Genomic DNA, 25285 nt, shown 5'->3' on the forward strand with positions numbered 1-25285 from the left:
TCATTGCATCAATCTTCAGTGGATGTACTACGGATTTCGCAGGCGTCAGCGTCTTGTTTCGCAGGATCAGGCTGTTCCGGCTCCGGTTCCGCCTCCGAAAGTTCCTCTCCCAGCAGCCGCTCGGCGGCCCCTCGGTGCAGCCCCGCCGCGGCCGGATCGCCCAGGTGCTCCAGCGTGTCCGCGAGCCTCAGCTGGAGCGCGGCCTGCAGTCGTGCGTCCTCGGCGCGCCGCGCCCACTCGACGGCCTCCTGGCAGGTGCGCAGCGACTCCTCGGGCCGCCCCGCGTACTCCTGGACGCGCGCGAGTTCGCTCAACGCCCGTGCGTGGGCGGCCACATCGCCGTTCTTGCGGTGCCCGGCGACCGCGGCCCGCCACCCGCGCATCGCCTCGCCGTAGCGGCCCGCGTAGGTGTGCGTCGCGGCGATACGGCCGTACAGCCGCGCGGCGTCCGCACGCTCGTCCCGGGCCAGCCGCTGGGCGAGGGCGCGACCGAACCAGTCGGCGGCCCGGTCGTAGTCCGCGAGCTCCAGATGCGCACCGCCTACGGATTCCATCGCGCGACCGGTCGCATACGGGTCATTCGCCTCGCGCCCGGCGTCCAGCGCGGCCCGGTACCGGGTCAGCGCCTCCTGCGTGCGACCGGTCTGCGCGTCCAGGTCGCCGAGGTTCAGCAGCGCCGCCGCCTTCTCCCGGGGCAGCTCCCGGCGCTCGGCCACATCCAGGACGAGCCGGTGCAGGCCGTACAGGTCGGCTGCCGCGGCCTGGGTGCCGAAGTGCGCGACCAGCGCCCTGACCAGCTGGGACATCAGACGGCGGGCGAGGGTGTCGAGTTCCCCGTCGGCGACGGCCAGGCGGGCCGAGGCCAGCAGGGCGGACCTGCGGATGCGCAGCCAGTCCTCGGCGGCCCTGGGGCTGGGGAAGCGCAGGGAGCGGGACATGCCCTGGAGCTTCTCGCGGGCCTCGGGGCTGTCGGTCTCGGTGATCGCACGGGACGACTGCAGCAGCCGGACGTTCCGCTCCAGCATCCGGGCGCGGGCCAGCTGGATCTCGCCGGGGCGGTCCTGGGTCTCGGTGAGCGCCTTGAGCAGGGGGTGCAGACAGCCCGGCACCACGTACTGCGGCAGCGGCGACTCCACGGCGTGCAGCAGACCGAGGCCGACGAAGTCGTCCAGGGTGGTGCGGGCACCGCCCACCGAGCAGCCGGCGAGGGCGGAGGCGGTGTGCGGGTCGACCAGGCCCGCCGGGGCGAGGGAGAGCAGCCGCAGTATCCGGGCGGCGGGGCCGGGCAGGGCGGAGTAGGCGAACCGGAAGACGCGGCTGAGCGGGGTTCCCTCGTCACCCTCCGTGTGCAGCTGCTTGGCGAGGTCGGCGACGGCGGCATTGGGGCGGGCGGCGAGCCAGCCGCCGGCGAGCATCATGGCGGCGGGCTGGGCCTGGCACTCCTCGACGAGTCCCTCCGCGGCCCGCGGGTCGACGGTGATGCGGACCGAGCCGGTGGAGCGGCTCAGCAGCTCCAGGGCGGACTTGGTGTCGAGGCCGCCGAGCGTGCAGGGCCGGACGTCGGAGATACCGGTGAGCGGACCGCTGGAAACGGCCACGACCAGGCACTCCGGGGTCTCCGGCAGCAGGGCGTCGACCTGGTCCGCGCTCACCGCGTCGTCGAGCAGAAGCAGGGCGCGCCGGTCGGCGAGGGCGTCGCGGAGGGCTGCCGTCAGGTCGTCCTCGGAGGCACCGGCCGGCGTCGGAAGGTCCAGGGCGGTGAGCAGTTCGCGGGCGGTGTGCTCGACGGGGACGGGGGTGCCGTCGGGTTCGCTGAGCCGGGCGCGCAGCACTCCGTCGTCGTAACGCTCAGCGACCTGCCGTACGAGCTCCTCGGCGAGCGCGGTGCGACCGGAGCCGGGTCTGCCCGCGATGAGCAGCACGCGCGCGCGGGGGGCCTTCTTCCCGGAGAGGGTGTCGAGGCCCGCTCGCTCGATGTCGGCGAGCAGCTCCTTCAACTCCCGTGTCCGGCCCAGGAAATGACCCTCGACCGACAGCTGAACGCCGCCTGTGTCCACCGCCTGATCCGTCACGGGCCACACTCCCGTCCCACCGCACGCGCAAGCCCGCCGGGACTCCGGTTCGGGCAGTTTCAGAGCCTAGTTCACGCTCTGCAACGTTCCGTGAGGAGCGCGGCGGTGACAGACGGACACTCCCCCGATCGGATCAACGGATCATAGGACCGACGGTTTTCGCAACGCCGCTCAGGGGCGCGGGGAACTGCGCGACCAGCCACGGCGGACCCGCGGCCGAAAACGGTCCGGCACTACGCCTCGAAGGGGCGGGCAGGCCAGTCCGCGTCCGCCGGGCGCAGCATGTCCAAACCGCCGGAGGACTGCGCGGCGATCAGTGAAAGCACGCCCACGACCAGGCAGTTGTTGTGCAGCTCACCGGCGAGCACACCCCGTACGAGCTCGTCGACGGGCACGCGCGCGTACTCCAGGTCGATCTCCTCGTGCTCGACCTCGAAGCGCTCGCCCTCGGCCTCCGACAGATCGCGGGCGAGGAAGATCCGCACGGCCTCGTCGCAGCCGCCCGCCGTGGTGTAGACGTCGGTCAGCACCCGCCAGTCCTCGGCCTTGACGTGCGCCTCCTCGTACAGCTCGCGCTGCGCGGCGTGCAGCGGGTTCTCGCCGGGCACGTCGAGCAGACCGGCCGGGATCTCCCACAGCTTCTGGCGTACGGGATGGCGGTACTGCCTGATCAGCAGGACACGGTCCTCGTCGTCCAGGGCGAGGACACCGACCGAACCCGGATGGACCTGGTAGTCGCGGCGGACGACCTTGCCGTCGGGCATGACCACGTCGTCCGTGCGGACGGAGGTCTTGTTGCCCACGAAGGGGGTCTCCGTCGCCCGGATCTCCCATTCCTCGGGGGTGTCCTTGATCGTCATGCCCTGCCCTTCCACACGTTCAAGAAAAAAACCGGGGTGCGACCTTGAAGGTACGCACCCCGGCAACCGTACAAGCTGGTGTGTTACTTGGAATTCTTCCGCTCGACCGAGGCCTTCACGAGCCCGGCGAACAGCGCGTGCGGTCGCGTCGGACGCGAACGCAGCTCGGGGTGCGCCTGCGTGGCCACCAGGTAGGGGTGGACGTCGCGCGGGTACTCGACGTACTCGACGAGCTTGCCGTCCGGCGAGGTGCCGGAGAACAGGATGCCCGCCTTCTTCTCGAGCTCCGCGCGGTAGGCGTTGTTCACCTCGTAGCGGTGACGGTGCCGCTCCTCGACATACTCCTTGCCCTCGTACACCTCGCGCACGATCGAGCCCTCGGCCAGCTTGGCCGGGTACATGCCCAGGCGCATGGTGCCGCCCATGTCGCCCTCACCGGCGACGATGTCGAGCTGCTCGGCCATGGTGGAGATGACCGGGTGCGAGGTCGCCGAGTCGAACTCGGTGGAGTTGGCGTCCGGGATGTCGGCCAGGTTGCGCGCGGCCTCGATCACGATGCACTGCAGGCCCAGGCAGAGACCGAGCAGCGGGATCTTGTTCTCGCGGGCGTACTTGATCGCGCCGACCTTGCCGAGCACACCGCGGTCGCCGAAGCCGCCCGGGATGCAGACGCCGTCGACGTCACCGAGCTGCGCCGCGGCGCCGGCCGCGGTCTTGCAGTCGTCGGAGGTGACCCACTTGATCTTCACGCGGGCCTTGTTGGCGAAGCCGCCCGCGCGCAGCGCCTCGGTGACCGAGAGGTAGGCGTCGGGCAGGTCGATGTACTTGCCGACCAGGGCGAGGGTGATCTCGTGGTCGGGGTTGTGGACGCGGTCGAGCAGGTCGTCCCACGTCGTCCAGTCCACGTCGCGGAACGGCAGGTCCAGCTTGCGGACGACGTAGGCGTCCAGACCCTCGCCGTGCACGGTCTTCGGGATGTCGTAGATCGACTTGGCGTCGGGGCAGGCGACCACGGCGGCCTCGTCGACGTCGCACATCAGCGAGATCTTGCGCTTGATCGCGGTGGGGACCTCACGGTCGCAGCGCAGCACGATCGCGTCCGGCTGAATACCGATGTTCCGCAGCGCCGCAACCGAGTGCTGGGTCGGCTTCGTCTTCAGCTCCCCCGACGGGCCGATGTACGGCAGGAGGGAAATGTGGACGACGAAGACGTTGTCACGGCCGACCTCGTGGCGGACCTGACGGACGGTCTCCAGGAACGGCAGGGACTCGATGTCACCCACGGTGCCGCCGACCTCGGTGATGACGACATCGACCTCGTCGGTCGCCATACGCCGGATGCGGTGCTTGATCTCGTTGGTGATGTGCGGGATGACCTGCACGGTGTCGCCCAGGTACTCGCCGCGCCGCTCCTTGGCGATGACCGTCGAGTACACCTGGCCTGTAGTGACATTGGCACTGCCGTCCAAGTCGCGGTCCAGGAAACGCTCGTAGTGTCCGATGTCCAGGTCGGTTTCGGCGCCGTCGTTGGTGACGAACACCTCACCGTGCTGGAAGGGGTTCATCGTGCCCGGGTCGACGTTGAGGTACGGGTCGAGCTTCTGCATCACGACGCGCAGGCCGCGCGCCTTGAGCAGCATGCCGAGGCTGGAGGCCGTCAGGCCCTTGCCGAGAGAGGAGGCGACACCCCCGGTGACGAAGATGTGCTTGGTCGTCGTAGATTTCGGCGGCATGGCCAAGACGGGGCTCCCGTGGTCGCGATCTAGGGTGCGGGGCGGCGCTTCGACCGGAGATCTCCGGAGTCGCCGTCGCTGCGGTCGGGGGTTTTATCCACCACCGGTCCACGGGCTACCAGGGTATCAGCGCCTCAGCGAGATGGCTTCCGGCCACGCTCTGCGCACGCGTCGACACAGACACGTACACGTCTCATGGTTCTCACCCGTTGCTCACCCGATCGGCCCATCCGCGTTGACCGGAGCGGCACACAGATCATCTACGTGCGTCGTATCCTGCTCGGACATTCGCTGCCGAGCCCGGCCGGCCACACGGCACCACCCCCCGCCCGTAAGCACCGGAACAACGTGAGCTCGTCAGTTCGTTGAGTAAAGATTGTCGTTTTGCCTCGCAGCCCAACGGCTGCTTTGCTTCACCGCTCAACGACGCATTACAACGACCCCTTGACCGCAAGAGCGACAGCCCCCTTTTTTCCTCGGGGGCGACGTGGCCGTTCGACTGGAGTTGCACGTGGCCGGGCGCATCGAAGACTACGCACTCATCGGAGACATGCAGACCGCGGCTTTGGTCTGCCGGGACGGCACGGTGGACTGGCTCTGCCTGCCCCGCTTCGACTCCCACGCCATCTTCGCCGGTCTGCTGGGCACCGAGGAACACGGCTTCTGGAGACTGGGCCCCGCGCACGCGGCCGACGCGGAGCCGCCCACCGCGGCCCGGCGCACCTACCGCGGCGACTCGCTGATCCTGGAGTCCGAGTGGGACACCCCGCGCGGCACGGTCCGGGTCACCGACTTCATGCCCCCGCGTGACGGCGCACCGCAGCTGATCCGGATCGTGGAGGGCGTCTCGGGCCGCGTCCCGATGCGGTCCGCGCTCAGGATGCGTTTCTCCTACGGCCGGGTGGTGCCGTGGGTGCACAAGCACGACGGTCGTACGGTCGCCGTCGCGGGCCCGGACTCGGTCTGGTACGACACCGAGTGCGAGACCTACGGCAAGTCGCTGACCACGTACTCGGACTTCACGGTCGCCCCGGGTGACCGGATCGCCTTCACGATCTCGTGGGAGCCCTCGCACAAGCAGCCGCCGCCGCTTCCGGAGCCGGAGCAGTCGCTGGAGGCGACCGAGGAGTTCTGGCGGGACTGGGTCGATCACTGTACGTACCACGGTCCCTACCGCGAGGCCGTCGTCCGCTCCCTGATCACACTCAAGGCCCTCACGTACGCGCCGACCGGCGGGATCGTCGCCGCCCCCACCACCTCGCTGCCCGAGGACATCGGCGGTGTCCGCAACTGGGACTACCGCTACACCTGGCTGCGCGACGCCGCGATCACGCTGTCCTCGCTGCTGCGCACCGGCTACCGCGAGGAGGCCCGCGCCTGGCGCGAGTGGCTGCTGCGCGCGGTCGCGGGCGACCCCGAGAACCTGCAGATCATGTACGGCATCGCGGGCGAGCGGGAGTTGGGCGAGGCCGAGCTGGACTGGCTGCCCGGCTACGAGAACTCCGCCCCGGTCCGGGTCGGCAACGGCGCCGCCCACCAGCTCCAGCTGGACGTGTACGGCGAGGTCACCGAGGCCCTGCACCTGGCCCACATGACGGGCCTGGCCCGCAACGACTACGCGTCCCTGCTCCAGCTCAAGCTCATCCGCTACCTCGAGGACCACTGGGACGAGCCTGACGAGGGCATCTGGGAGGTGCGCGGGCCGCGCCGGCACTTCGTGCACTCCAAGGTGATGGCCTGGGTCGCCGTCGACCGCACCATCAAGCTCATCGAGTCCGGCGACGCGGACGGCCCGCTGGAGCGCTGGCGTGAGCTGCGCGACGACATCCACCGGGACGTGTGTGAGAAGGGTTACGACAAGGAGCGCAACACCTTCACACAGTCGTACGGCTCGAAGGAGCTGGACGCCTCCCTGCTGCTGATCCCGCAGATGGGCTTCCTGCCGCCGGACGACAAGCGTGTGATCGGCACCATCGAGGCGATCCAGCGTGAACTGTCCACGTCGGACGGCTTCATCCTGCGCTACCCGACCGAGGGCGACAGCGAGGGCGTCGACGGTCTGCCCGGTGACGAGGGGGCCTTCCTGGCCTGCTCGTTCTGGATGGCGGACGACCTCGCGATGATCGGCCGCGTGGACGAGGCCCGCAAGCTCTTCGAGAAGCTGCTGGCCCTGCGCAACGACCTCGGGCTGCTCGCGGAGGAGTGGGACCCGGTGCTGCAGCGCCAGGTCGGCAACTTCCCGCAGGCCTTCAGCCACGTTCCGCTCATCGACACCGCGCTGCGACTGACGGCGTCGGGAGCGTACGGCGGCTGAGCGCGCTGTGCGAGCCGAGCCCGCCTAGGCTGGGACCAATACCCCCTGCGAGAAAGGGGGCGCCCCATGGCATCCCCGTCGAAGGCGGGCACGGCACTCGCCGCGCTCCGCGAAGACCTGGTCGGCGACGTGTTCGCCCCGGGGGATCCGGGCTACGACGAGAACCGGACCGTCTACAACTCGATGATCGACCGCCGACCCGCGGTGATCGCGCAGTGTGTGTCCGAGGACGACGTCGTACGGTCCGTGCGCTTCGCCCGTGACCTGGATCTGCCGATCGCGGTACGCGGCGGCGGGCACAGCGTGGCGGGCATGGCGCTGAACGACGGGGGTCTGGTCGTCGATCTGCGCCATATGCGCGGGGTCACCGTCGATCCGGCCGCCGCGGCGGTACGGGTCGCGGGCGGCGCCACGATGAGCGACCTGGACCGCGCCTGCCAGCCATACGGTCTGGCCACCACCGGCGGACGCGCCTCGACCACCGGGGTGGGAGGCTTCGTGCTGGGCGGCGGCAGCGGCTGGCTGGAGCGCTGCTGGGGACTCGCCGTCGACAACCTCCTCGGCGTCGAGCTGGTCACCGCGGACGGCTCGAAGGCCCATGCGAGCGCCGACGAGAACCCGGAGCTCTTCTGGGGCCTGCACGGCGGCAGCAGCAACTTCGGCATCGCCACCGCGCTCACCCTGAAGCTGCACGAACTGCCGGCGTTCTCCATCGCCCTGCTGCTGTATCCCCCGGAGTTCGGCCGTGAGGCCGTGCGCACCTACCGCGACATCATCGAGTCCGGCCCTCTGGAGGCGGGCGGCGCCGTCATCTATCTCACCGGCCAGGCCGAGGAGTTCATGCCGCCCCAGCTGGTGGGCACGATGCTGTGCGGTGCGCTGCTGACGTACGCCGGCACCGAGGAGGACATGCGCAAACTCGCCGAGCCGCTGCTGGCCCTGCCGCACGAGGTGGAGATCGTCGGCCAGATGCCCTACGCCGACGTCCAGTGCATGCTCGACGATCCGCCCGGCCTGCGGAACTACTGGTCGGCGGAGTATCTGACAGGCCTGCCCGACGACTACGTGGACGTCTTCTGCGCCCGCGCCGACTCCATGCCGGTCCCGAGCGGCACGCTGCACGTGCTGTTCCCGGAGGGCGGCGCGGTCGCCGACGGCCCGTCCGACTACCCCGTGCCGTACCGGGGCGCGCCGTGGGGCGTGCACCCCTTCGCGGCCTGGGAGGACCCGGCGGACGACGACCGGTGCGTGGAGTGGGTGCGCGAGGTCCGCGCGGACGCCCGCCCGTGGAGCACCGGTGACGTCTATCTCAACTTCATCGGCGACGAGGGCACGGAGCGGGTGGTGGCCGGGCTGGGGGCCGAGAACACCGGGCGGCTGGCGGCACTCAAACGGGAGTACGACCCGGACAACATCTTCCGGTTCAACCACAACATCAGACCGGCCTGAGCAGCGTCAGCGTGCGCTCCCCTCCCGGGTCGCCCTCGGTCGCCGGGACCAGGGCGATCTCGTCGAGCCCGGCCTCGGCGTAAGCCTCGATCCGCGCGTGTACGGCGTCCAGGTCGCCGACCAAGCCGACCGTGGCGGCGGCTTCCGGTGGGAGCGCCCGCACCAGGGTGTCCCGGTCGGCGCCGGACGCGGCCAGCTCCACCGCCTCGCCGAACCCCGCGTCGGCGAAGACGTGGCTGTAGCCCGGCACAGTCAGATATCCGGCGATGCTGCCCAGCACCTGCGCCAGTGACTCCGGCGCCGGATCGACGGCCGCCGGCAGCCAGGCGGCGAGGGTGGGTGGCGTACGGCCCGCTTTCTCGGCCGCCCTGTCCAGCGCGCCGCGCAGCTCCCGCACCTGTTCCGGGGAGACGACGTCCAGCAGCATGCGGTCGGCGTGCGCGGCAGCCGTGGCGATGGCGCGGGGGCCGAACGCGGCCACGGTGAGGAGACCGCCGGGCGCCGGCAGCCGGCGGCGGAAGGCACCGACCTGTGCGCCGGGCAGGGCGTGCAGATGACGTCGTACGGCCTCGGCGCTCTCCTCCAGCACCGCCGCGGGCCGCACCCGGGACCGCCCGTGCACCCCCTCCACCACCCGCTTGCTGGACGTCCCGAGCGCCACCCCGGCCGGGCGCCCGGTGAGCGCGGCGACCGAGGCGGCGCCCCGGGCGATGGTGTACGGGTCGCGCACGTTCACCGGCACCGGCCCCGCCGTCACGGCGACCCGCTCGGTGGCGCCGCCGATGGCCGCGGCCAGGACGAAGGAGTCCCACGTCGGCCCCTCGCCCGCCCACACCTCCCGGTACCCGAGCCGGTCGGCGGCCACCGCCACCCGCACCGGCTCCTCGACCGCACTGTCGTCCTCCCGTGCCACGGCCACCACGCTGAAGTCCATGAACGCGCGCGTACCCGATCACCCACGCCCCAACCCACGACGTCGCCGCCCGGAGATGTGCCCGGGGCACGGGCGCGGGTAGCGTCCGGCTCATGGACAGCAGATTCGACAGCCACGGCGCCGGTATCACCGTTCAGCGGGCGCTGGAGCTGCCCGGCCTGCGCAGCGGCCTCCCCGAGATCCTCGCGGGCGCCGACCGGCTGCAGCGGCCGGTGCGCTGGGTGCACGCGGGCGAGGTGCCCAACATCGCCTCCCTGCTGAAGGGTGGCGAACTGCTGCTGACCACGGGCTACGGGCTCGGCACCCGTCCGGCCGAACAGCGCGCGTTCGTCCGCACCCTGGCCGAGCGGGGCATCGCGGCCCTGGTCGTCGAACTCGGCCCGCGCTTCACCCGCCTCCCGGCGGCCCTGGTCGACACGGCCCGAACGACCGGGCTGCCACTGGTCCAACTGCACCGCGAGGTGCCGTTCGTGACGGTGACGGAGGAGATCCACACCGAGATCGTCAACGGCCACTACGCCCTGCTCCAGCGGGCCGAGGAGGTGCACCGCCGCTGTACCGAGGCCCTGTTGGGCGGCGGCGGGGTGCCCCAGGTGCTGGGCATCCTGGCCGACTTCAGCGACAACCCGGTCTTCCTGGAGACGACCGACGGCCAGCTGCTGTACGCCGCCGGGGCGGGTCCCGAGGGCGCGGATCCGCTCCAGGTGTGGGAGGGCCTGCGGAGCCAGCACAAGGACACCCCGCCGGCCGGCTCCGTGCTGGTGGACGTGCCCGGGGGCGGCCCGGGCACGGGTTCGGTGCGAGCGCGGCTGGTCCTGCTCCCCGTACGCGCTCCCCTCGCCCCTGTGCACCGGATGGCGGCCGAGCGGGCCGCGGGCATCCTCGCCGTCGTGCTGATGCAGGCGCGGCAGGAGGAGGAGCTGGCCGCGCGGGGCCGGGGCGACTTCCTGACCGACCTCGCCGAGGGCCGTATCGCCGCCGAGGACGCGCCCGCGCAGGCGCGCGTGCTGGGCTTCAAGCCGGGAACCAGTCCGTTGCTGCCGGTGGTGATGCGGCTCGGCGACGCCCTGTCCCCCGGCGGCGGCTGGGCGGTGCTGGCGCGGGCGGTGTCGGAGGAACTGGCCGCCGTGGGGGTCCCGGTCCTGCTGGGGGTACGACCGGTCGAGGGCCGCGTCCTGGTGCTGCTGGGCCTGCGCTCGGAGTCGGAGCGGGCGGCGGTCGCGGACCGGGTCGCGGCGGCGCTGCGGGCGGGGGTGGAGCGGGCCGGGATGCAGCGGCCGGGGGCACAGCCGCCGGTGGTGGTCGTCGGTGTGGCGGGCGGCTGGGCGGCGGCTTCGGCGGGGCTGCGGCACGCCGCGGAGACGGCGACCGCTGCGCAGGGGCTGTCGGACCGGCCCTGGTACGACGCCCGCCGCCTCGACATCGACCTGCTGCTGTGGCGACTGCGCGACCATCCGGACCTCGCGGCCTTCGTCGACCGTGCGATCGGCCCGGTCCGCGACCACGACCACCGCTCCAAGCCACCGCTGCTGCCCACCCTGGAGACCTACCTCGCGCACGCGGGCCGCAAGGCGGAGACGGCACGCGAACTGCATCTGAACCGGCAGACGCTCTACAACCGCCTCGCGCGCATCGGCGAGTTGCTGGGCACCGACCTCGACGACCCGCAGACGGTACTGGCGTTGAGCCTGGCCCTGAGAGCCCGCAGGCACGTCCTCTAGACGAGGGGCCGCGGCTGCGTCAACTCGTCGTAGACGCTGAGCACTTGGGCGACGGTCTCGTCCTCGGACGGCCAGGTGGCCGCCTGGCGTACGCCCTTCGCCCGCAGCTCCTCGCACCGCTCGGGATCGCCGAGAAGGCGTACGACGGTGTCGGCGAGGGCCTCCGCGTCGCCGTACGGCACGAGTTCGGCGGCGTCGCCCACGAGCTCGGGCATGCTGCCGACCTCGGTCGCGACGAGCGGCACGCGCGCGTGGAGGGCCTCCTGGGCGAGGACGGAACGGGACTCCCAACTGCTCGACAGCAGCGCGATATCGGCGGCCGCGAGCAGCTCGGTCACGTCGTCGCGCCGGCCGATGAGCCGCACCGGCAGCCCTTCGTCCTCGATCCGGCGCTGCAACTCCGTGCGCAGCGGCCCCTCTCCCGCGATCACGACGAGCGGCACGGGGTCGAGCTCCCGCCACGCGCGCGAGGCGTCCAGCAGGGTGTCGTACCCCCGATGGCTGTCCAGGGAGCCGACGGCCATCAGCAACGGGCGCCCGGTGGCGCCGAGTTCGGCCCGCACCTTGGGCCGCGGCCGATCGGGGTCCTCGAGCCGCACGGCCTTGCGGACCCCGGGCAGTGCGACGGCGGCGAGCCGCGCGTCCCGCGCACCCGTCGCCCGCGCCCGGTCGACCAGCGTCGAACTGGCCCCGAGGACCACGGAGGCGGCCTTCACGACCCGCCGCTCCAGCAGCCGCACCAGATGGGCCCGCGCACCCTCGGCCTGTGCCCGGTCGTGCCACGTGACGACGAGCGGGGTCCGCCGCCCGCTGAGCGCGAGCACCGCACGGAACGAGGCGTGCAGCCCGTGCGCGTGGACGAGGTCGGCGTCCGCGCAGGCAGCACGCAACGCGGCGACGGCCCCCGGGTCGCTGCTGCGCGGCACGTGCACATGTTCGGCGCCGGCACCACTGAAGTCGTAGGTGCGATCGGCATCGACAGGGGCGCATACGGTCACCCGCACGCCCCTCGCGACCAGCCCGGAGGCCAGGGACCGCACATGCGCGCTGCTGCGGGCGTTGCCACCGCCGAGCACCTGAACGGTGCGCAGCGGCGACTGGCCGTGCGGTGAGTGGCTGCTCACGGGGGTCACGTGGCCGGGGCTCCTGGTTCGGGTCGGGCGGTCACGAGGAAACGTACAGAAGGTGTCGAGCGGAGGGGTGTACCGCGCGCTTCCTACGCGTACTGCGTTCTAGGCCAAGGATGCCAGCACGTACGGGTGTTCCGGGAACGCCGGGGGTGTGGTGGTTCTGGGAGGAGAGGGGGTGGGTCACTCACACGGGTGAGAAACGGGGCGTGGTCGGAGCGAACGGGGTCACTCGGGGAGCCCGAGCGGCAGCGATCGCGCGACCTCACTCACCCTGTCCCCGTACACGGCCGCGGCCACGACAGCGGCGGCATGGGCGACCAGCCCTGCCCGCCCGTTGCCCGCCACCGCAGCGGCGCCCAGGGCCGCACCCAGCGCGTGGGCACCTGTGTCGCCGATCATCGTGCGCTCACCGAGATCCTCCGGCAGCACGGCAGCGGCGGCGCCCACGACCGCGGCGGCCAACTCTCCCCCGGGCCCCCTGCGCAGCATCCCCGGCACCCCGAACGCGACGACCGAACCGGCCGCCCGCCCCGGCCGCACATCCACCAGGTTGACGAAGTGCGCGGCCCCGGCGATGACCACCCCCGCCAGTACCTTGTCGACGACCCGCTCCTTGAGGAACGCCCCCGCGATGAGCCCTGCGGCCGAGATGCCGAACAACTTGACGGCGCCGCTGGTGACTTCGCCTTCCCGCAACGCGCGGAGATGCGTACGGAAGCCACGGCGCGGGTCGTCGACGCCGGCGACATCGTCGTACGCCCCACAGACCCCGGCGGCCGCCACGGCGAGCCCGGCGGCGGGGTGGACGCGAGCGGCGACGAGCGCGGCGCCTGCCGCGGAGGCGGGGCCGGCGTACAACTCGACGGTCCGCCCGGCGTAGTTCTTCCGCTCCCAACGCTCACGTCCGCCAGGAGCCTCGGCCCGCAGGGCGCCGACGGCGGCGCGGGTGAGGACGGCGGTGAGAGCGAGGGAGACGGGGCGGCTGATCATCCGGCCACCCTAGTCCGCACGTCCCTTGAAGGGCCCTGTGCGCGAAACGCCCTGCGCGTGGAGAGCCCTATGCGCAAAGAGCCCTACGCGTCCGCCCGAGCCGTCTCCAGCAACTCCTCCGCATGCGCCCGCGCGGTCTCCGAGTCCTCCTGCCCGGCGAGCATCCGGGACAACTCCCGTACCCGCTCCTCGCCTTCGAGGACCTTCACACCGGAGCGCGTGACAGAACCGTCGTTGGTCTTCTCGACCAGCAACTGCCGGTCCGCGAAGGCGGCCACCTGCGGCAGATGCGTCACGACCACGACCTGCGCGGACTTCGCCAGCTTGGCGAGCCGTCGCCCGATCTCGACCGCGGCCTTGCCACCGACGCCGGCGTCGACCTCGTCGAAGAGATAGGTCGGCACAGGATCCGTCCCCGCGAACACGACCTCGACGGCCAGCATCACGCGGGAGAGCTCACCACCGGACGCCCCCTTGGCGATGGGCCGCGGCGGCGCCCCGGGATGCGGAGCGAGCAGCAGTTCGACCTCGTCGACACCGGACGGCCCGTACGCGACGGCTCGTCCGCCGACCTCGACACCCTCCGGATCCTCGGTCTGCCGGATGTCGAAGGACACGCGCGCGTGCGGCATCGCGAGCGAGGCCAGCTCCGCGGTCACGGCGGCGGCGAACCGCGAGGCCGCCTCCGAACGCGCGTCCGTCAACGCCTGCGCCAGCCCACCCAGTTCCGCCCGCAGCGCGTCCCGCTCGGCGGTCAGCTCGTCGATCCGCTCGTCGTCGCCGTCGAGTTCGGTGAGCCGCGCGGCCCCCTGCTCGGCCCAGGCCAGCACGGAGGCGACATCCTCGCCGTACTTCCGCGTGAGCGCCGTGAGGGCCGCCCGCCGCTCCTCGACGGCCGCCAGCCGCAACGGATCGGCGTCGAGGTCGTCGGCGTACCCCGCCAGCTCCCCCGCGACATCGCCCAGCAGGATCCCGATCTCCCCGATCCGGTCGGCGAGCGCGGCCAGCGCCGGGTCGTGCGACCGTACGGCCTCCAGGGCCCGCTGGGCGCCCGCGACGAGCGTGGCGGCGTCGATGCCCTCGGGGTCCTCGGGATTCCCGGCGAGAGCGGCGTGCCCGACCGTGGCGGCGGACGACAGGGCCTCCGCGTGCCCGAGCCGCTCGGCCTCCTCCGCCAGTTCGACGTCCTCCCCGGCACGCGGCTCGACGCCGGCGATCTCGTCGAGGCCGTAGCGCAGCATGTCGGCCTCCTGGGCCCGCTCACGCGCACGTGTGGTGATCTCGTCGAGCTCCACGGCCACGGCCCGCAGCCGCCGATAGGCCTCGGTGTACTTGGCCAGCGGCACGGTGACGGCGTCCCCGGCGTACCGGTCGAGCGCCTGCCGCTGCCGGGACAGCTTCAGCAGCCCCTGCTGATCCGTCTGTCCGTGCACCGCCACCAGCTCGTCGGCGAGTTCGGCCAGCACCCCGACGGGCACGCTCCGCCCACCCACATGCGCCCGGGACCGCCCTTCGGCGGAAACGGTACGGCTGATGAGCAGCGCCCCGTCATCGAGCTCGGCCCCGGCCTCCTCGGCCCGCACAACGACCGCAGAGCCCGCGGGAACACTGATCCGCCCCTCCACGACCGCCTTGTCGGCCCCGATCCGCACGAGCGCCGGGTCCGCCCGCCCACCGAGCAGCAGCCCCAGGCTGGTGACCACCATGGTCTTGCCCGCACCCGTCTCACCCGTGACAGCGGTGAACCCGGGCGACAGCTCGACGACCGCGTCGTCGATGACTCCGAGCGACCGTATCCGCATCTCTTCCAGCACGGTGACGACCTTACGAGGTAAGGGCAGCCAAGTGCGAGGCACCCTGTCACCCGGGGGAGGGAAGCGCCCCGAAGGGGCACGGGGAACTGCGCGAGCAACCACAATCCACCCGCACCCGGCGATGCTTCCCGGACGCCCCCCACAGATGGCTAGTGAGGCGCCCCCCGCCACCCGGAAACGGGCAACGCAAACTTGGCCACCAGCCGGTCAGTGAACGAAGCGTGGTGCAGCCGAGCCAACCGCACCGGCACAGCCCCCCGCCGCACCTCGACCCTGGCCCCGGGCGGCAGCTCAACGGTCCGCCGCCCGTCACACCACAGAACCCCCGGCGGAATATGTGGCAGAACCTCCACAGCCAACACAGAATCCGGCGACGTCACCAACGGCTTCGCGAACAGCGCATGCGCACTGATCGGCACCATCAGCAACGCCTCCACCTCAGGCCACACCACAGGCCCACCGGCAGAGAAGGCATAGGCAGTGGACCCGGTCGGAGTCGACAGCACAATCCCATCGCACCCGAACCCCGTCACCGGCCGCCCATCGATCTCCAGGACGACCTCGAGCAACTTCTCCGCGCCGGCCTTCTGCACCGCCGCCTCGTTCAGCGCCCAGTCCGTGTGCACGATGTCCCCGTTGCTGTGCACGACGACATCGACGGTCATGCGCTCCTCGACCTCGTACGCCTTCGTCACCACCCGGTCGACGACCTTGTCGAGATCATCCCGCTCGGCCTCGGCGAGGAACCCGACGCGTCCGAGGTTGACGCCCAGCATCGGCACCCCGGAAGCCCGAGCGAACTCGGCCCCCCGCAACAGCGTCCCGTCCCCACCCAGCACGATCAGCAGCTCGCACCCGTCGAGGCACAGCGGAGTCGCCTCCTTGACCAGCTCCACCTCGTCCGGCAACGGCAGATCGGCGGCCTCGTACTCCAGCACCCGTACGCCGATGCCCTCACGCAGCAGCCCCTTCACCACCAGCTCGGCGCTGCGAATGGCCGCAGGCCGTCCGGTGTGGGCGAGCAGGAAAACAGTACGAGCTCGGTTCTGTGTCAACGAGGCCCCTCCGCCACTGCACGGTCAACGTCGGCCGGATCCAGGACGGGCGCCCCGGCACGCAGCCACAGAAAGTATTCGACATTGCCCGAGGGCCCGGGCAACGGACTTGCCGTGACGCCCTTCACCCCGAGCCCGAGTTCCCACGCCTTCTCGGCCACTCCACGCACGGCCTCCGCCCGCAGCTGCGAACTCCGTACGACTCCCCCACTGCCCAGTCGTTCCTTCCCCACCTCGAACTGCGGCTTGACCATCATCACCAGATCGGCGTCCGGCTTCACGCACCGCGCCAGGGCGGGCAGCACCAGCCCGAGCGGAATGAAGGACAGATCCCCCACTACAAGATCCACGGGCTCCCCATCGATCGCTTCAAGCGTCAACTCGCGTACGTTCGTACGGTCCTTGACGGTGACGCGTTCATCGCTCCGAAGAGTCCACGCGAGTTGCCCGTACCCGACGTCGACGGCGACGACGTGCGCGGCCCCCGACCGCAGCAGCACATCGGTGAACCCGCCGGTGGACGCGCCGGCGTCCAGCGCCCGCCGCCCCTCGACGACGAGCCCCTGCGGTACGAACGCCTGCAGCGCGCCCGCAAGCTTGTGCCCACCCCGGGACACATAGCCGGGATCGCCGTCGTCATCCGAGACCACGATCGCCGCCGCCGTCTCCACCTGCGTGGCCGGCTTGGTCGCGACGGTCTTGCCGACACTGACCCGCCCGGCGGCGATCAGCTGACTGGCGTGCTCGCGCGAGCGCGCGAGCTTCCGCCGGACCAGCTCCGCGTCGAGACGTTGGCGTGCGACTCCTGCCACGTTCGGTTCAGCTCCTATTGCCATACGAGGGTGAAGGCGCCCTCTGCTCATACGACGACGGGGGCGCCGGAGGTCCCGGGCGGGCGTCGAGCGCGGTGAGCGCGTCGCGCAGCCCCCGGTGTACATCCTCGTACACCTCAACGTGTCCGTCGGTGGCGAGGTGGTCGGCGTCGCCGAGCCGCTCCAGGTGGGCGTCCACCTCGGCGTTGCCGGTAGGGGTGCGGGAGACGTTCAGCGGGGCCGGGGCGGCGGGTTCATGTTCCGGCTCCACCGCCTCCTCGAGGGTCCGTGTCTCCGGGGCTGCGTCGCTCATGCCCAGACGCTACCCCGAAGGGCTGGGGTACCGTCGATCTCGATGGCCACGATCGAGGAGTGCCGCGCCGCACTCGAAAAGCTCTCCGACACCATGCAGCGCACCGAGGGGGACGTCCGCACGGCGGCGACCATGGACCGCTCGGTCAGCTGCCGGATCACCGACCTCGACACCACCTTCGTCGGCCGGATGACGGGCGGCCGGATCGTGGTGCACGACACGGTCCAGGGCCCTCCTCCCGAGAAGGCCCAGATCAGACTGACCATGAAGGGCGACGATCTGGTGGCCCTGGTCGACGGCGAGCTGAACTTCGCCAAGGCCTGGGGCTCGGGCCGGGTCAAGCTGGAGGCAGGCCTGCGCGACCTGCTCCAGCTGCGGAAGCTCCTGTAGCTCAGGAGGCCTCGGCGGCAGCCATCTTCTTCACGTCCGTCTTCCTGTCCTCCACTCGCGCCTTCCGCGCCGCCGGCACCACCAGCGGCGTCGCCGTCTCCGGGTCGTCGATGACCTGGCAGCGCAGCCCGAAGACCTCCTCGACCAGCTCGGCCGTGACGATGTCGTTCGGCGCCCCCTCGGCGACGACGCTGCCCTCCTTGAGGGCGATGAGGTGAGTGGCGTACCGGGCGGCGTGGTTGAGGTCGTGCAGGACGGCGACCAGCGTGCGCCCCTGCTCCTCGTGCAGTTCGGCGCAGAGATCCAGTACGTCGATCTGGTGCTGGATGTCGAGGTAGGTCGTCGGCTCGTCGAGCAGCAGCAGCGGGGTCTGCTGGGCGAGCGCCATCGCGATCCACACGCGCTGCCGCTGACCGCCGGACAGCTCGTCGACGTACCGGTCCGCGAGCTCGGCGACCCCGGTCTGCGCCATCGACTCCTGCACGACCCGCTCGTCCTCGGTCGACCACTGGCGCAGGATGCCCTGGTGCGGGTAGCGGCCGCGGCCGACGAGGTCGGCGACGGTGATCCCGTCGGGTGCGATGGACGACTGCGGCAGCAGACCCAGCGTCCGCGCGACCTTCTTCGCGGGCATCGACTGGATGACCTGTCCGTCGAGCAGCACCCGGCCCTGGTTCGGCTTCAGCATCCGCGACAGCGCCCTCAGCAGCGTGGACTTGCCGCACGCGTTCGGGCCGACGATCACGGTGAAGGAGTTGTCGGGGATCTCCACCGACAGCTGCTCGGCGATGACGCGCTGGTCGTAGGCGAGGGTGACGTTCTCGGCGGAGAGGCGGTTCACGGTGCTCCTTCGGGTGTTCCGGTTCGCCCGGGTGTTGTTGTTCGCCGAGCCGCTCATGTCCGGCTTCCGCGAGCCGCTCATATCCGGCCCGCCTTCCGTTCGGTGACCAGCAGCCACAGCAGATAGACACCGCCGAGCACACCGGTGACCACGCCCACCGGCATCTGGTCGGCGCCGAAGACCTTCTGCGAGATCCAGTCGGCGCTGACCAGCAGGGCGGCGCCCATGCACAGCGAGGGCAGCAGGTTCGGTCCGGGCGAGCGGGTCAGGCGCCGGGCGAGCTGCGGCGCGGTGAGCGCCACGAAGCTGACCGGACCGGCGGCGGCGGTCGCGGACGCGGTGAGCAGGACGGCGGCGATCATCAGCAGCCCCCGCACCCGCTCGACGCGCACCCCGAGGGCGTTCGACACGTCGTCGCCCATCTCCATCATCCGCAGCCCGCGCGCGTTGGCGAGGACGAGCGGTACGAGGACGGCGCACAGCCAGAGCAGCGGCCACACATGGTCCCAGTCACGGCCGCTGAGCGAGCCGGTCATCCAGACCATCGCCCGGGCCGCGTCGACGATGTCGGACACGGTCATCAGGTAGCCGTTGACCGCCGTGAGGATCGCGGACACACCGATGCCGACCAGCACCAGCCGGTATCCGTGCACACCCTGCTTCCAGGCGAGCAGATAGATGGAGAACCCGGCCACCAGACCGCCCACCAGCGCCCCGACGGTGACCTCGGCCGCGCTCCCGGAGAACAGCACGATCATCACGAGCGCACCGGCCGTCGCCCCCTGTCCGAGGCCGAGGATGTCCGGGCTGCCCAGCGGGTTGCGGGACACGGCCTGGAACAGCGCGCCGCCGAGCCCGAGCGAGGCGCCGACCAGCAGCCCGACGAGGACCCGGGGCAGCCGCAGTTCGTTGACGATGAACTCCTGGCCCGCGTTCCCGTTGCCGAGCAGCGTCTTGAGCACGTCGCCGGCCGGGATCGGGAAGTCGCCGGTGCCGATGAGCACGACACTCGCGGTGAGCGCGGCAGCCAGGAGCAGGAGTACGACGGTGAAGGCACGGACGTCGAGGCGGACCGACAGCCCGCCCGGCGTCCTGATGGCACGGTTGGTCTTCACAGCTGCGCCGTCCTCCGCCGTCGTACGAGAAAGATGAAGACCGGGCCACCGAGGATCGCGGTGACGATGCCGACCTGAAGTTCGGAGGGCCGGGCGACGATCCGGCCGATGACGTCGGCGCCGAGCAGCAGCACGGGCGACAGGACGGTCGCGTACGGCATGATCCAGCGCAGGTCGGGCCCGGTGAAGGAGCGCACGACGTGCGGCACCATCAGGCCGACGAACACGATCGGTCCGCAGGCGGCGGTCGCTGCCCCGCACAGCACGGTGGCGGCGAGCATCGACAGCGCCCGGGTGCGGTTCAGGTTGGCGCCGAGGGCCTTGGCGGTGTCGTCGCCCATCTCCATGGCGTTGAGCGGGCGGGCGAGCGCGAGCGCGAGGACGGTGCCGACCGCGAGGAACGGCAGGACCTGGAGGATGGTCGACTCGCTCGCCGAGGACAGCGAACCCACCGTCCAGAAGCGCATCTTGCCGAGCGCGGCCTCGTTCGTGATCATCACGGCCTGGAGATAGCCGTAGAGCGCGGCGCTGATCGCCGTGCCGGCGAGGGCGAGCCGCACCGGCGTCGCCCCCCGGCTGCCGCCGAGGAACCACACCAGCGCCCCGACCGCGGCCGCGCCGAGGAAGGCGAACCAGACATAGCCGGTCAGGCTCGTGACACCGAAGTACGTCATGGCGGTGACGACCGCCGCGGACGCACCCGCGTTGATGCCGAGCAGTCCGGGGTCGGCCAGCGGATTACGGGTGAGCGCCTGGAGGACCGCGCCGGACAGACCGAGCGCGGCACCGGCCAGCAGACCCAGCAGGGTCCGCCAGAGCCGCTCGGTGACGACAGCATCGCCGTATGTCCCCGAGTCCTCGAACAGGCCGTGCCACACCTGCCCCATCGACAGCTCTTTCGCCCCGATCGCGATGCTCGCCAATGCGACGAGCACCAGGATCGCGACGGACACGAGCAACCCAAGGGCACGTATCGCCCGGCGGGTTGGGGGCGCGGGGGCGGTCTCCGCGCGCTGCTCTGGAGGACTGTCGACCAACACGCAGTTAGGTTAGCCTACCCTCGGATTCAGCCACGATCCCGCTGCACGGGTTCACAGGGTGGGCACCAGGCGCACCCCTCACAGGCCCAACCGCGCGAGCGCCTTCCCTCCGTCCAACCCGCACGATCCCGCACCGGCCGCCGTCCACGCCGCCGCACACAGCGCCCGCAGCCCGTCCAGTGCCTCCCCCTCACCGTCCAGTTCCAGCCGCTCGGCACCGGCCGTCGCCGTCCAGCCGCCGCACCGGAACCCACCACCCACCTCGGTGACTTCGGGCTGCCCCGTGAGCATGCCGCGCAGATCGGCGTCGACATACGTCGGCCGGTGCTGCGGCGGCGCGGCCAGCAACTGCGCCCCGTCGGTCACCCCGGTCAGGACGAGCAGCGAGTCGACCTCCCCGTTGAACGCTCCCTCGATGTCCGTGTCCAGCCGGTCCCCGACCACCAGCGGCCGCTCGGCGCCGGTCCGCAGGATCGTCTCCCGGTGCATGGGAGGCAACGGCTTGCCCGCGACCTGCGGCTCGGCCCCGGTCGCGATCCGCACGACCTCCACCGCCGCCCCGTTGCCCGGCGCGATCCCGCGACCGCTGGGAATCGTCAGGTCGGTGTTGGACGCGAACCACGGCACCCCGCGCGCGACGGCGTACGAAGCCTCAGCGAACCGCCCCCACGACAGATCCGGGCCCCCGAACCCCTGTACCACCGCGGCCGGATCGTCATCGGCCGACTCGACGGGCTCCAGCCCCCGCTCCCGCAGCGCGACCCGCAGCCCCTCCCCGCCGATCACCAGCACCCGCGCCCCCGCGGGCACCTGCTCACTGATGAGCCGCGCGACGGCCTGGGCCGAGGTGATGACGTCACCGGCTTCCGTCGGTATCCCCAGCTCGGTCAGATGCCCGGCGACGGTGTCCGGCGTCCGCAGCGCGTTGTTGGTGACGTACGCGAGATGCATGCCGCCGGCCCGAGCCGTGGCCAGCGACTCGACGGCATGCACGATCGCGTTCCCGCCCGCGTACACCACCCCGTCGAGGTCGAGCAGCGCGGTGTCGTACGCCTCGCTCAGGGCCTGGCCACTGCCCTCGGGCCTCGTCCTGACGCTCTGGCTCATTCCACATCGCTCCTCGCTCGACGGCTTTCCCCCGATCATCCCTCACGCCACTGACACACGTACGATGCCGGGATGAACACCGCAGGTCACTCGGAAGCAATGGCGCGCCGGGGCCTGGAACTCACCCCGTTCCGAGGCCTTCGATACGACCCCGACCGGGTCGGCAGCCTCGCGGCCGTGACGTCCCCGCCGTACGACGTCGTCGTACGCCCCGACGGCGTCGTCCACCTCCAGTCCGCGGACCCGTACAACATCGTCCGACTGATCCTGCCCCAGGCGATCACTCCCACGGCCCGCAACGAACAGGCGGCCGACACCCTGCGCCGCTGGCTCGCGGAGGGCGTTCTGACCGCCGACCCCGATCCCGGCCTGTACGTCTACGAACAGCGCGCGACCGACGGCATGCTCCAACGCGGCGTCATCGGCACCCTGCGTCTGTCGGATCCGTCGGAGGGCGTGGTCCTGCCGCACGAGGACGTCATGCCGCACGTGGTCGCCGACCGCGCGGCCCTCATGCGCGCCACCTCCGCGAACCTGGAGCCCCTGCTCCTCACGTACCGCGGCAATGGCTCCCCTGCCGACACGACAGCCGTCGTCGAACGCACGGCCGAGCAGGAGCCGCTCCTGGCCACCACCACCGAGGACGGCTACCGCCACCGCCTCTGGGCGATCACCGACCCCGGCGCCGTGGCCGCGATCCAGACCGACCTCGCCGGCCACCAGGCACTCATCGCCGACGGCCATCACCGCTGGGCGACGTCCCTCCGTCTACGCGCGGAGCACCCCTCGCCCAGCCCCTGGGACTACGGCCTCGTCCTCCTGGTCGACACGGCCCGCTACCCCCTCCGCGTCCGCGCCATCCACCGCCTTCTGCACGGCCTGCCAATAGCGGACGCCCTGGCCCCACTCGAGGGTCTGTTCCGCATACGCCGTCTCGACGTCCCCTTGGCCGAGGCCCTGGACACCCTCGCCGACGCGGCCTGCGCGGACAACGCGTTCCTGCTCGCCGGAGACGGCGCCTTCCACCTCATCGACCGCCCGGACCAGGATCTCCTCGCCCGTACGGTCCCCACGGACCGTCCCGCGGCCTGGCGCACCCTGGACGCGACGGTCCTGCACGCCACTCTCCTCGACCACGTCTGGCACGTCCCCGAGGACGACCCGGCCCGCATCGCCTACATCCACGACACCGCCGCCACGGTCCGCAAGGCGGAGCGCGACGGCGGTACGGCCGTCCTCATGCACCCGGTCCGCGAGGAGGTCGTCCGCGACCTGGCCCGCCAGGGCGTCACGATGCCCCGCAAGTCGACGTCGTTCGGCCCGAAGCCGGCGTCGGGCCTGGTGCTGCGCGCGCTGGAACTCTGAGCCGCCGTAAAACGACAAAGGGCGGGATCCCGTTGAGGGGATCCCGCCCTTGTCACTTACGGACGTCAGTCCTTGTCGTCCTCGTCCGCTTCCACGTCATCCGCTTCCACGTCGTCCGCTTCGGCTACGTCGTCGTCCGCCTCGGCTACGTCCGCTTCCGCTTCCACCTTCTCGGAAACGCCCTCGGCCTCGACGTCGCCCTCTTCACCGAGCGCGTCGACGAAATCGACACCGTCCATCTCGGCGAGCCGGTCCGAGGCGTCCGTGCTGCCGTCCTTGTCGGACTCCACGGCCTTCGCGAACCACTCCCGTGCCTCGTCCTCCCGGCCGGCGGCGAGCAGGGCGTCGGCGTACGCATACCGCAGACGCGCCGTCCACGGCTGTACGGAGTTGGAGGCCAGCTCGGGGCTCTGCAGCGTCACGATGGCCGCGTCCAGCTGCCCCAGGTCACGCCGGGCACCGGCCGCGACGAGCCGCATCTCTACCTGACCGGCCTTGTCCAGCTTGTTCACGTCGGGCGCCCCGGCCATGTCCAGCGCCTTCTCCGGCCGCCCGAGGCCGCGCTCGCAGTCGGCCATGATGGGCCACAGCTCCGCACCGCCGGTCATCCGCCGCGCGGCCCTGAACTCGGCGAGCGCCTCGGAGTACTTCTGGTTCGCGTACGCCGCGAATCCGGCCGCCTCCCGTACTGCGGCGACACGCGACGCCAGCCGCAGAGCGATCTTGGAGTAGGCGTACGCGCCCTCGGGGTCCTCGTCGATGAGCCGGGCGACCATCACCAGGTTCTTGGCGACGTCCTCCGCGAGCGTCTTCGGCAGGCTCTGAAGCTCCTGCCTGACGTCCTTGTCGATCTCGTCGCCCGTGACGTCCTCGGCGATCGGCAGCCGCTTGATCGGCTCCCTGTCCCGGTCCCGCTCATCACGGAAACGGCCGCCACCGCGCCGGTCGTCTCCGCGGTCGTATCCACCACGGCTGTCGTCACGCCGGTCGTCGCGCCCACGGAACCCTCCAGGACGCCCACCGCGGTCGTCCCCACGGGATCCTCCAGGACGGCCGCCTCGGTCGTCCCGACGCGGTCCGCGGTCACCCCGGTCGTCCCGGCCACGGAAGCCACCACGCTCTCCGCGGTTGTCGCCTCCCCGGCTGTCGTCACGACGGAACGCCGGACGGGGCCCACGATCATCGCCACGGTTGTCATCACGGCGGAAGGCCGGACGAGGGCCCCGGTCGTCGCCACGGTTGTCATCGCGACGGAAGGCCGGACGCGACCCGCGGTCATCACCACGGCGGTCATCACGCCGGTCGTCGCGACGCTCGTAGCCGCCACCACGGTTGTCGCCGCCACGGTTGTCATCGCGACGGAAGCCGCCACGGTCACCACCGCGGTCACCCCGGTCGTCGCGACGGAAGCCACGGTCGCGGTCGTCGCTCCGGAATCCGCCGCGGTCACGGTCATCCCGGCGGAAGCCGCCCCGGTCATTGTCACGACGGTCGTCGCGCCGATCGAATCCACCGCGGTTGTCGCCGCCACGGTTGTCGCCAGCACGGTTGTCATCACGGCGGAACGCCGGACGGGGCCCGCGGTCGTCGCCGCGGCGGTCGTCGCGCCGGCCGTAGCCAGCGCCACGGCTGTCGCCGCCACGGTTGTCATCGCGACGGAACGCCGGACGAGGTCCGCGGTCGCCGTCACGGCGCTCCCCACGGTCTCGGTCGTCCCGGCGGACGGCGGGACGAGGTCCGCGATCGTCGTCCCGACGCAAACCGCGGTCACGGTCGTCCCGACGCGGCCCACTGGGACGGTCGTCACGGCGGAAGGCCGGACGGGGTCCGCGGTCGTCGCCGCGGCGGTCGTCGCCGCGGCGGTCGTCGCGCCGGCCGTAGCCACCGCCACGATTGTCGCCACCGCGGTTGTCATCACGGCGGAAACCACCGCGCTCGCCACGGTCGTCTCGTCGGACGTAACCGCCACCGCGGTTGTCGCCGCCACGGTTGTCGCCGCCACGGTTGTCGTCACGCCGGAAGCCGCCGCGGTCACCGCCCCGGTCGTTACCGCGGTCGTTGTCGCGACGGACGCCACCGCGGTCGCCACGGTCACCGCCGCGGTATCCGCCACGGTCACCGCGATCGTTGCGGTCACCACTGTCCCGTCGCCGCTGGTCGCGCTCCGGTCGGTCGTCGGGAGAGTTGGTGGACATGGGTGACTCCTGTCTCGGTACTGCAAACATTGTAA

The 25285-nt window shown here is 71.5% G+C and carries 21 protein-coding genes; 5 read left to right on the forward strand and 16 right to left on the reverse strand.

The window, feature by feature from the left end; translation table 11 throughout:
• Window positions 1-8: 8 nt before the first annotated feature.
• The 3 genes from OHU89_RS12585 to OHU89_RS12595 all read right to left on the reverse strand — a co-directional run bounded on the left by OHU89_RS12585 (window position 9) and on the right by OHU89_RS12595 (window position 4665).
• Entirely contained in the window at window positions 9-2072 is a 2064-nt protein-coding gene (locus tag OHU89_RS12585) for a tetratricopeptide repeat protein (RefSeq protein WP_405642444.1), read from the reverse strand.
• 233 nt (window positions 2073-2305) lie between these two features.
• The gene (locus tag OHU89_RS12590) at window positions 2306-2932 is read right to left on the reverse strand and encodes an NUDIX domain-containing protein (protein WP_405642446.1); all 627 of its coding nucleotides are present in this window, start codon (window positions 2930-2932) and stop codon (window positions 2306-2308) included.
• An 83-nt stretch (window positions 2933-3015) separates the two neighbouring features.
• Window positions 3016-4665: a CTP synthase gene (locus OHU89_RS12595; protein WP_266894365.1), complete on the reverse strand. Its 1650-nt coding sequence runs from the start codon at window positions 4663-4665 to the stop codon at window positions 3016-3018.
• A gap of 511 nt (window positions 4666-5176) precedes the next feature.
• Between OHU89_RS12595 and OHU89_RS12600 the strand changes: the two genes are divergently transcribed.
• Window positions 5177-6979, forward strand: coding sequence for a glycoside hydrolase family 15 protein (locus OHU89_RS12600; RefSeq protein WP_266894363.1), 1803 nt, complete (start codon window positions 5177-5179; stop codon window positions 6977-6979).
• A 66-nt stretch (window positions 6980-7045) separates the two neighbouring features.
• Window positions 7046-8428 (forward strand): FAD-binding oxidoreductase, encoded by a 1383-nt coding sequence (locus tag OHU89_RS12605; protein WP_405642448.1) that lies wholly within the window; start codon window positions 7046-7048, stop codon window positions 8426-8428.
• Here OHU89_RS12605 and OHU89_RS12610 read toward each other — a convergent pair.
• Complete coding sequence (locus OHU89_RS12610; RefSeq protein WP_405642449.1) at window positions 8415-9362, reverse strand: LLM class F420-dependent oxidoreductase; 948 nt, start codon at window positions 9360-9362, stop codon at window positions 8415-8417. The two genes, OHU89_RS12605 and OHU89_RS12610, sit on opposite strands and share 14 nt — an antisense overlap.
• A 92-nt stretch (window positions 9363-9454) precedes the next feature.
• Here OHU89_RS12610 and OHU89_RS12615 point away from each other — a divergent pair, with 92 nt between their 5' ends.
• A complete protein-coding gene (locus OHU89_RS12615; RefSeq protein ID WP_266894357.1) occupies window positions 9455-11083 on the forward strand; it encodes a PucR family transcriptional regulator in 1629 nt (542 codons plus the stop codon).
• On the opposite strand, the gene OHU89_RS12620 is transcribed toward OHU89_RS12615, so the two are convergent.
• From OHU89_RS12620 to OHU89_RS12645, 6 genes are all read right to left on the reverse strand, one after another.
• Window positions 11080-12216: a glycosyltransferase family 4 protein gene (locus OHU89_RS12620; protein ID WP_405642451.1), complete on the reverse strand. Its 1137-nt coding sequence runs from the start codon at window positions 12214-12216 to the stop codon at window positions 11080-11082. The two genes, OHU89_RS12615 and OHU89_RS12620, sit on opposite strands and share 4 nt — an antisense overlap.
• Before the next feature lie 222 nt (window positions 12217-12438).
• Complete coding sequence (locus tag OHU89_RS12625; RefSeq protein ID WP_405642453.1) at window positions 12439-13203, reverse strand: hypothetical protein; 765 nt, start codon at window positions 13201-13203, stop codon at window positions 12439-12441.
• Window positions 13204-13286: 83 nt separating this feature from the next.
• Window positions 13287-15005 carry a DNA repair protein RecN gene (gene recN, locus OHU89_RS12630; RefSeq protein WP_405654453.1) on the reverse strand — a complete coding sequence of 573 codons (1719 nt, stop codon included), beginning with the start codon at window positions 15003-15005 and terminating at the stop codon, window positions 13287-13289.
• 161 nt (window positions 15006-15166) lie between these two features.
• The gene (locus OHU89_RS12635; RefSeq protein WP_046256761.1) at window positions 15167-16072 is read right to left on the reverse strand and encodes an NAD kinase; all 906 of its coding nucleotides are present in this window, start codon (window positions 16070-16072) and stop codon (window positions 15167-15169) included.
• The gene (locus tag OHU89_RS12640) at window positions 16069-16884 is read right to left on the reverse strand and encodes a TlyA family RNA methyltransferase (RefSeq protein WP_405642455.1); all 816 of its coding nucleotides are present in this window, start codon (window positions 16882-16884) and stop codon (window positions 16069-16071) included. The genes OHU89_RS12635 and OHU89_RS12640 overlap by 4 nt, the downstream gene beginning before the upstream one ends.
• A gap of 7 nt (window positions 16885-16891) precedes the next feature.
• Window positions 16892-17197 carry a hypothetical protein gene (locus OHU89_RS12645; RefSeq protein WP_405642457.1) on the reverse strand — a complete coding sequence of 102 codons (306 nt, stop codon included), beginning with the start codon at window positions 17195-17197 and terminating at the stop codon, window positions 16892-16894.
• A 42-nt stretch (window positions 17198-17239) separates the two neighbouring features.
• On the opposite strand from OHU89_RS12645, the gene OHU89_RS12650 reads away from it, so the two are divergent.
• Window positions 17240-17587 carry an SCP2 sterol-binding domain-containing protein gene (locus OHU89_RS12650; protein ID WP_046256764.1) on the forward strand — a complete coding sequence of 116 codons (348 nt, stop codon included), beginning with the start codon at window positions 17240-17242 and terminating at the stop codon, window positions 17585-17587.
• A 1-nt stretch (window position 17588) separates the two neighbouring features.
• Here OHU89_RS12650 and OHU89_RS12655 read toward each other — a convergent pair whose 3' ends face one another.
• The 4 genes from OHU89_RS12655 to OHU89_RS12670 form a co-directional block, all read right to left on the reverse strand.
• Window positions 17589-18485 (reverse strand): ABC transporter ATP-binding protein, encoded by an 897-nt coding sequence (locus tag OHU89_RS12655; protein WP_405654456.1) that lies wholly within the window; start codon window positions 18483-18485, stop codon window positions 17589-17591.
• A gap of 20 nt (window positions 18486-18505) precedes the next feature.
• Complete coding sequence (locus OHU89_RS12660) at window positions 18506-19543, reverse strand: FecCD family ABC transporter permease (protein WP_405642459.1); 1038 nt, start codon at window positions 19541-19543, stop codon at window positions 18506-18508.
• Window positions 19540-20583 carry a FecCD family ABC transporter permease gene (locus OHU89_RS12665; RefSeq protein ID WP_405642461.1) on the reverse strand — a complete coding sequence of 348 codons (1044 nt, stop codon included), beginning with the start codon at window positions 20581-20583 and terminating at the stop codon, window positions 19540-19542. The genes OHU89_RS12660 and OHU89_RS12665 overlap by 4 nt, the downstream gene beginning before the upstream one ends.
• A 78-nt stretch (window positions 20584-20661) precedes the next feature.
• Entirely contained in the window at window positions 20662-21690 is a 1029-nt protein-coding gene (locus OHU89_RS12670; protein ID WP_405642462.1) for an HAD hydrolase-like protein, read from the reverse strand.
• 72 nt (window positions 21691-21762) lie between these two features.
• On the opposite strand from OHU89_RS12670, the gene OHU89_RS12675 reads away from it, so the two are divergent.
• Window positions 21763-23055, forward strand: coding sequence for a DUF1015 domain-containing protein (locus OHU89_RS12675; protein ID WP_405642464.1), 1293 nt, complete (start codon window positions 21763-21765; stop codon window positions 23053-23055).
• A gap of 65 nt (window positions 23056-23120) precedes the next feature.
• Here OHU89_RS12675 and OHU89_RS12680 read toward each other — a convergent pair whose 3' ends face one another.
• Together OHU89_RS12680 and OHU89_RS12685 are read right to left on the reverse strand one after the other, a co-directional pair.
• Entirely contained in the window at window positions 23121-23939 is an 819-nt protein-coding gene (locus tag OHU89_RS12680; RefSeq protein WP_405654459.1) for a hypothetical protein, read from the reverse strand.
• Entirely contained in the window at window positions 23831-25192 is a 1362-nt protein-coding gene (locus tag OHU89_RS12685; protein WP_405654462.1) for a hypothetical protein, read from the reverse strand. The genes OHU89_RS12680 and OHU89_RS12685 overlap by 109 nt, the downstream gene beginning before the upstream one ends.
• Window positions 25193-25285 lie beyond the last annotated feature (93 nt).

This window comes from Streptomyces sp. NBC_00019, assembly GCF_045041015.1.
Taxonomy (GTDB): Bacteria; Actinomycetota; Actinomycetes; order Streptomycetales; family Streptomycetaceae; genus Streptomyces.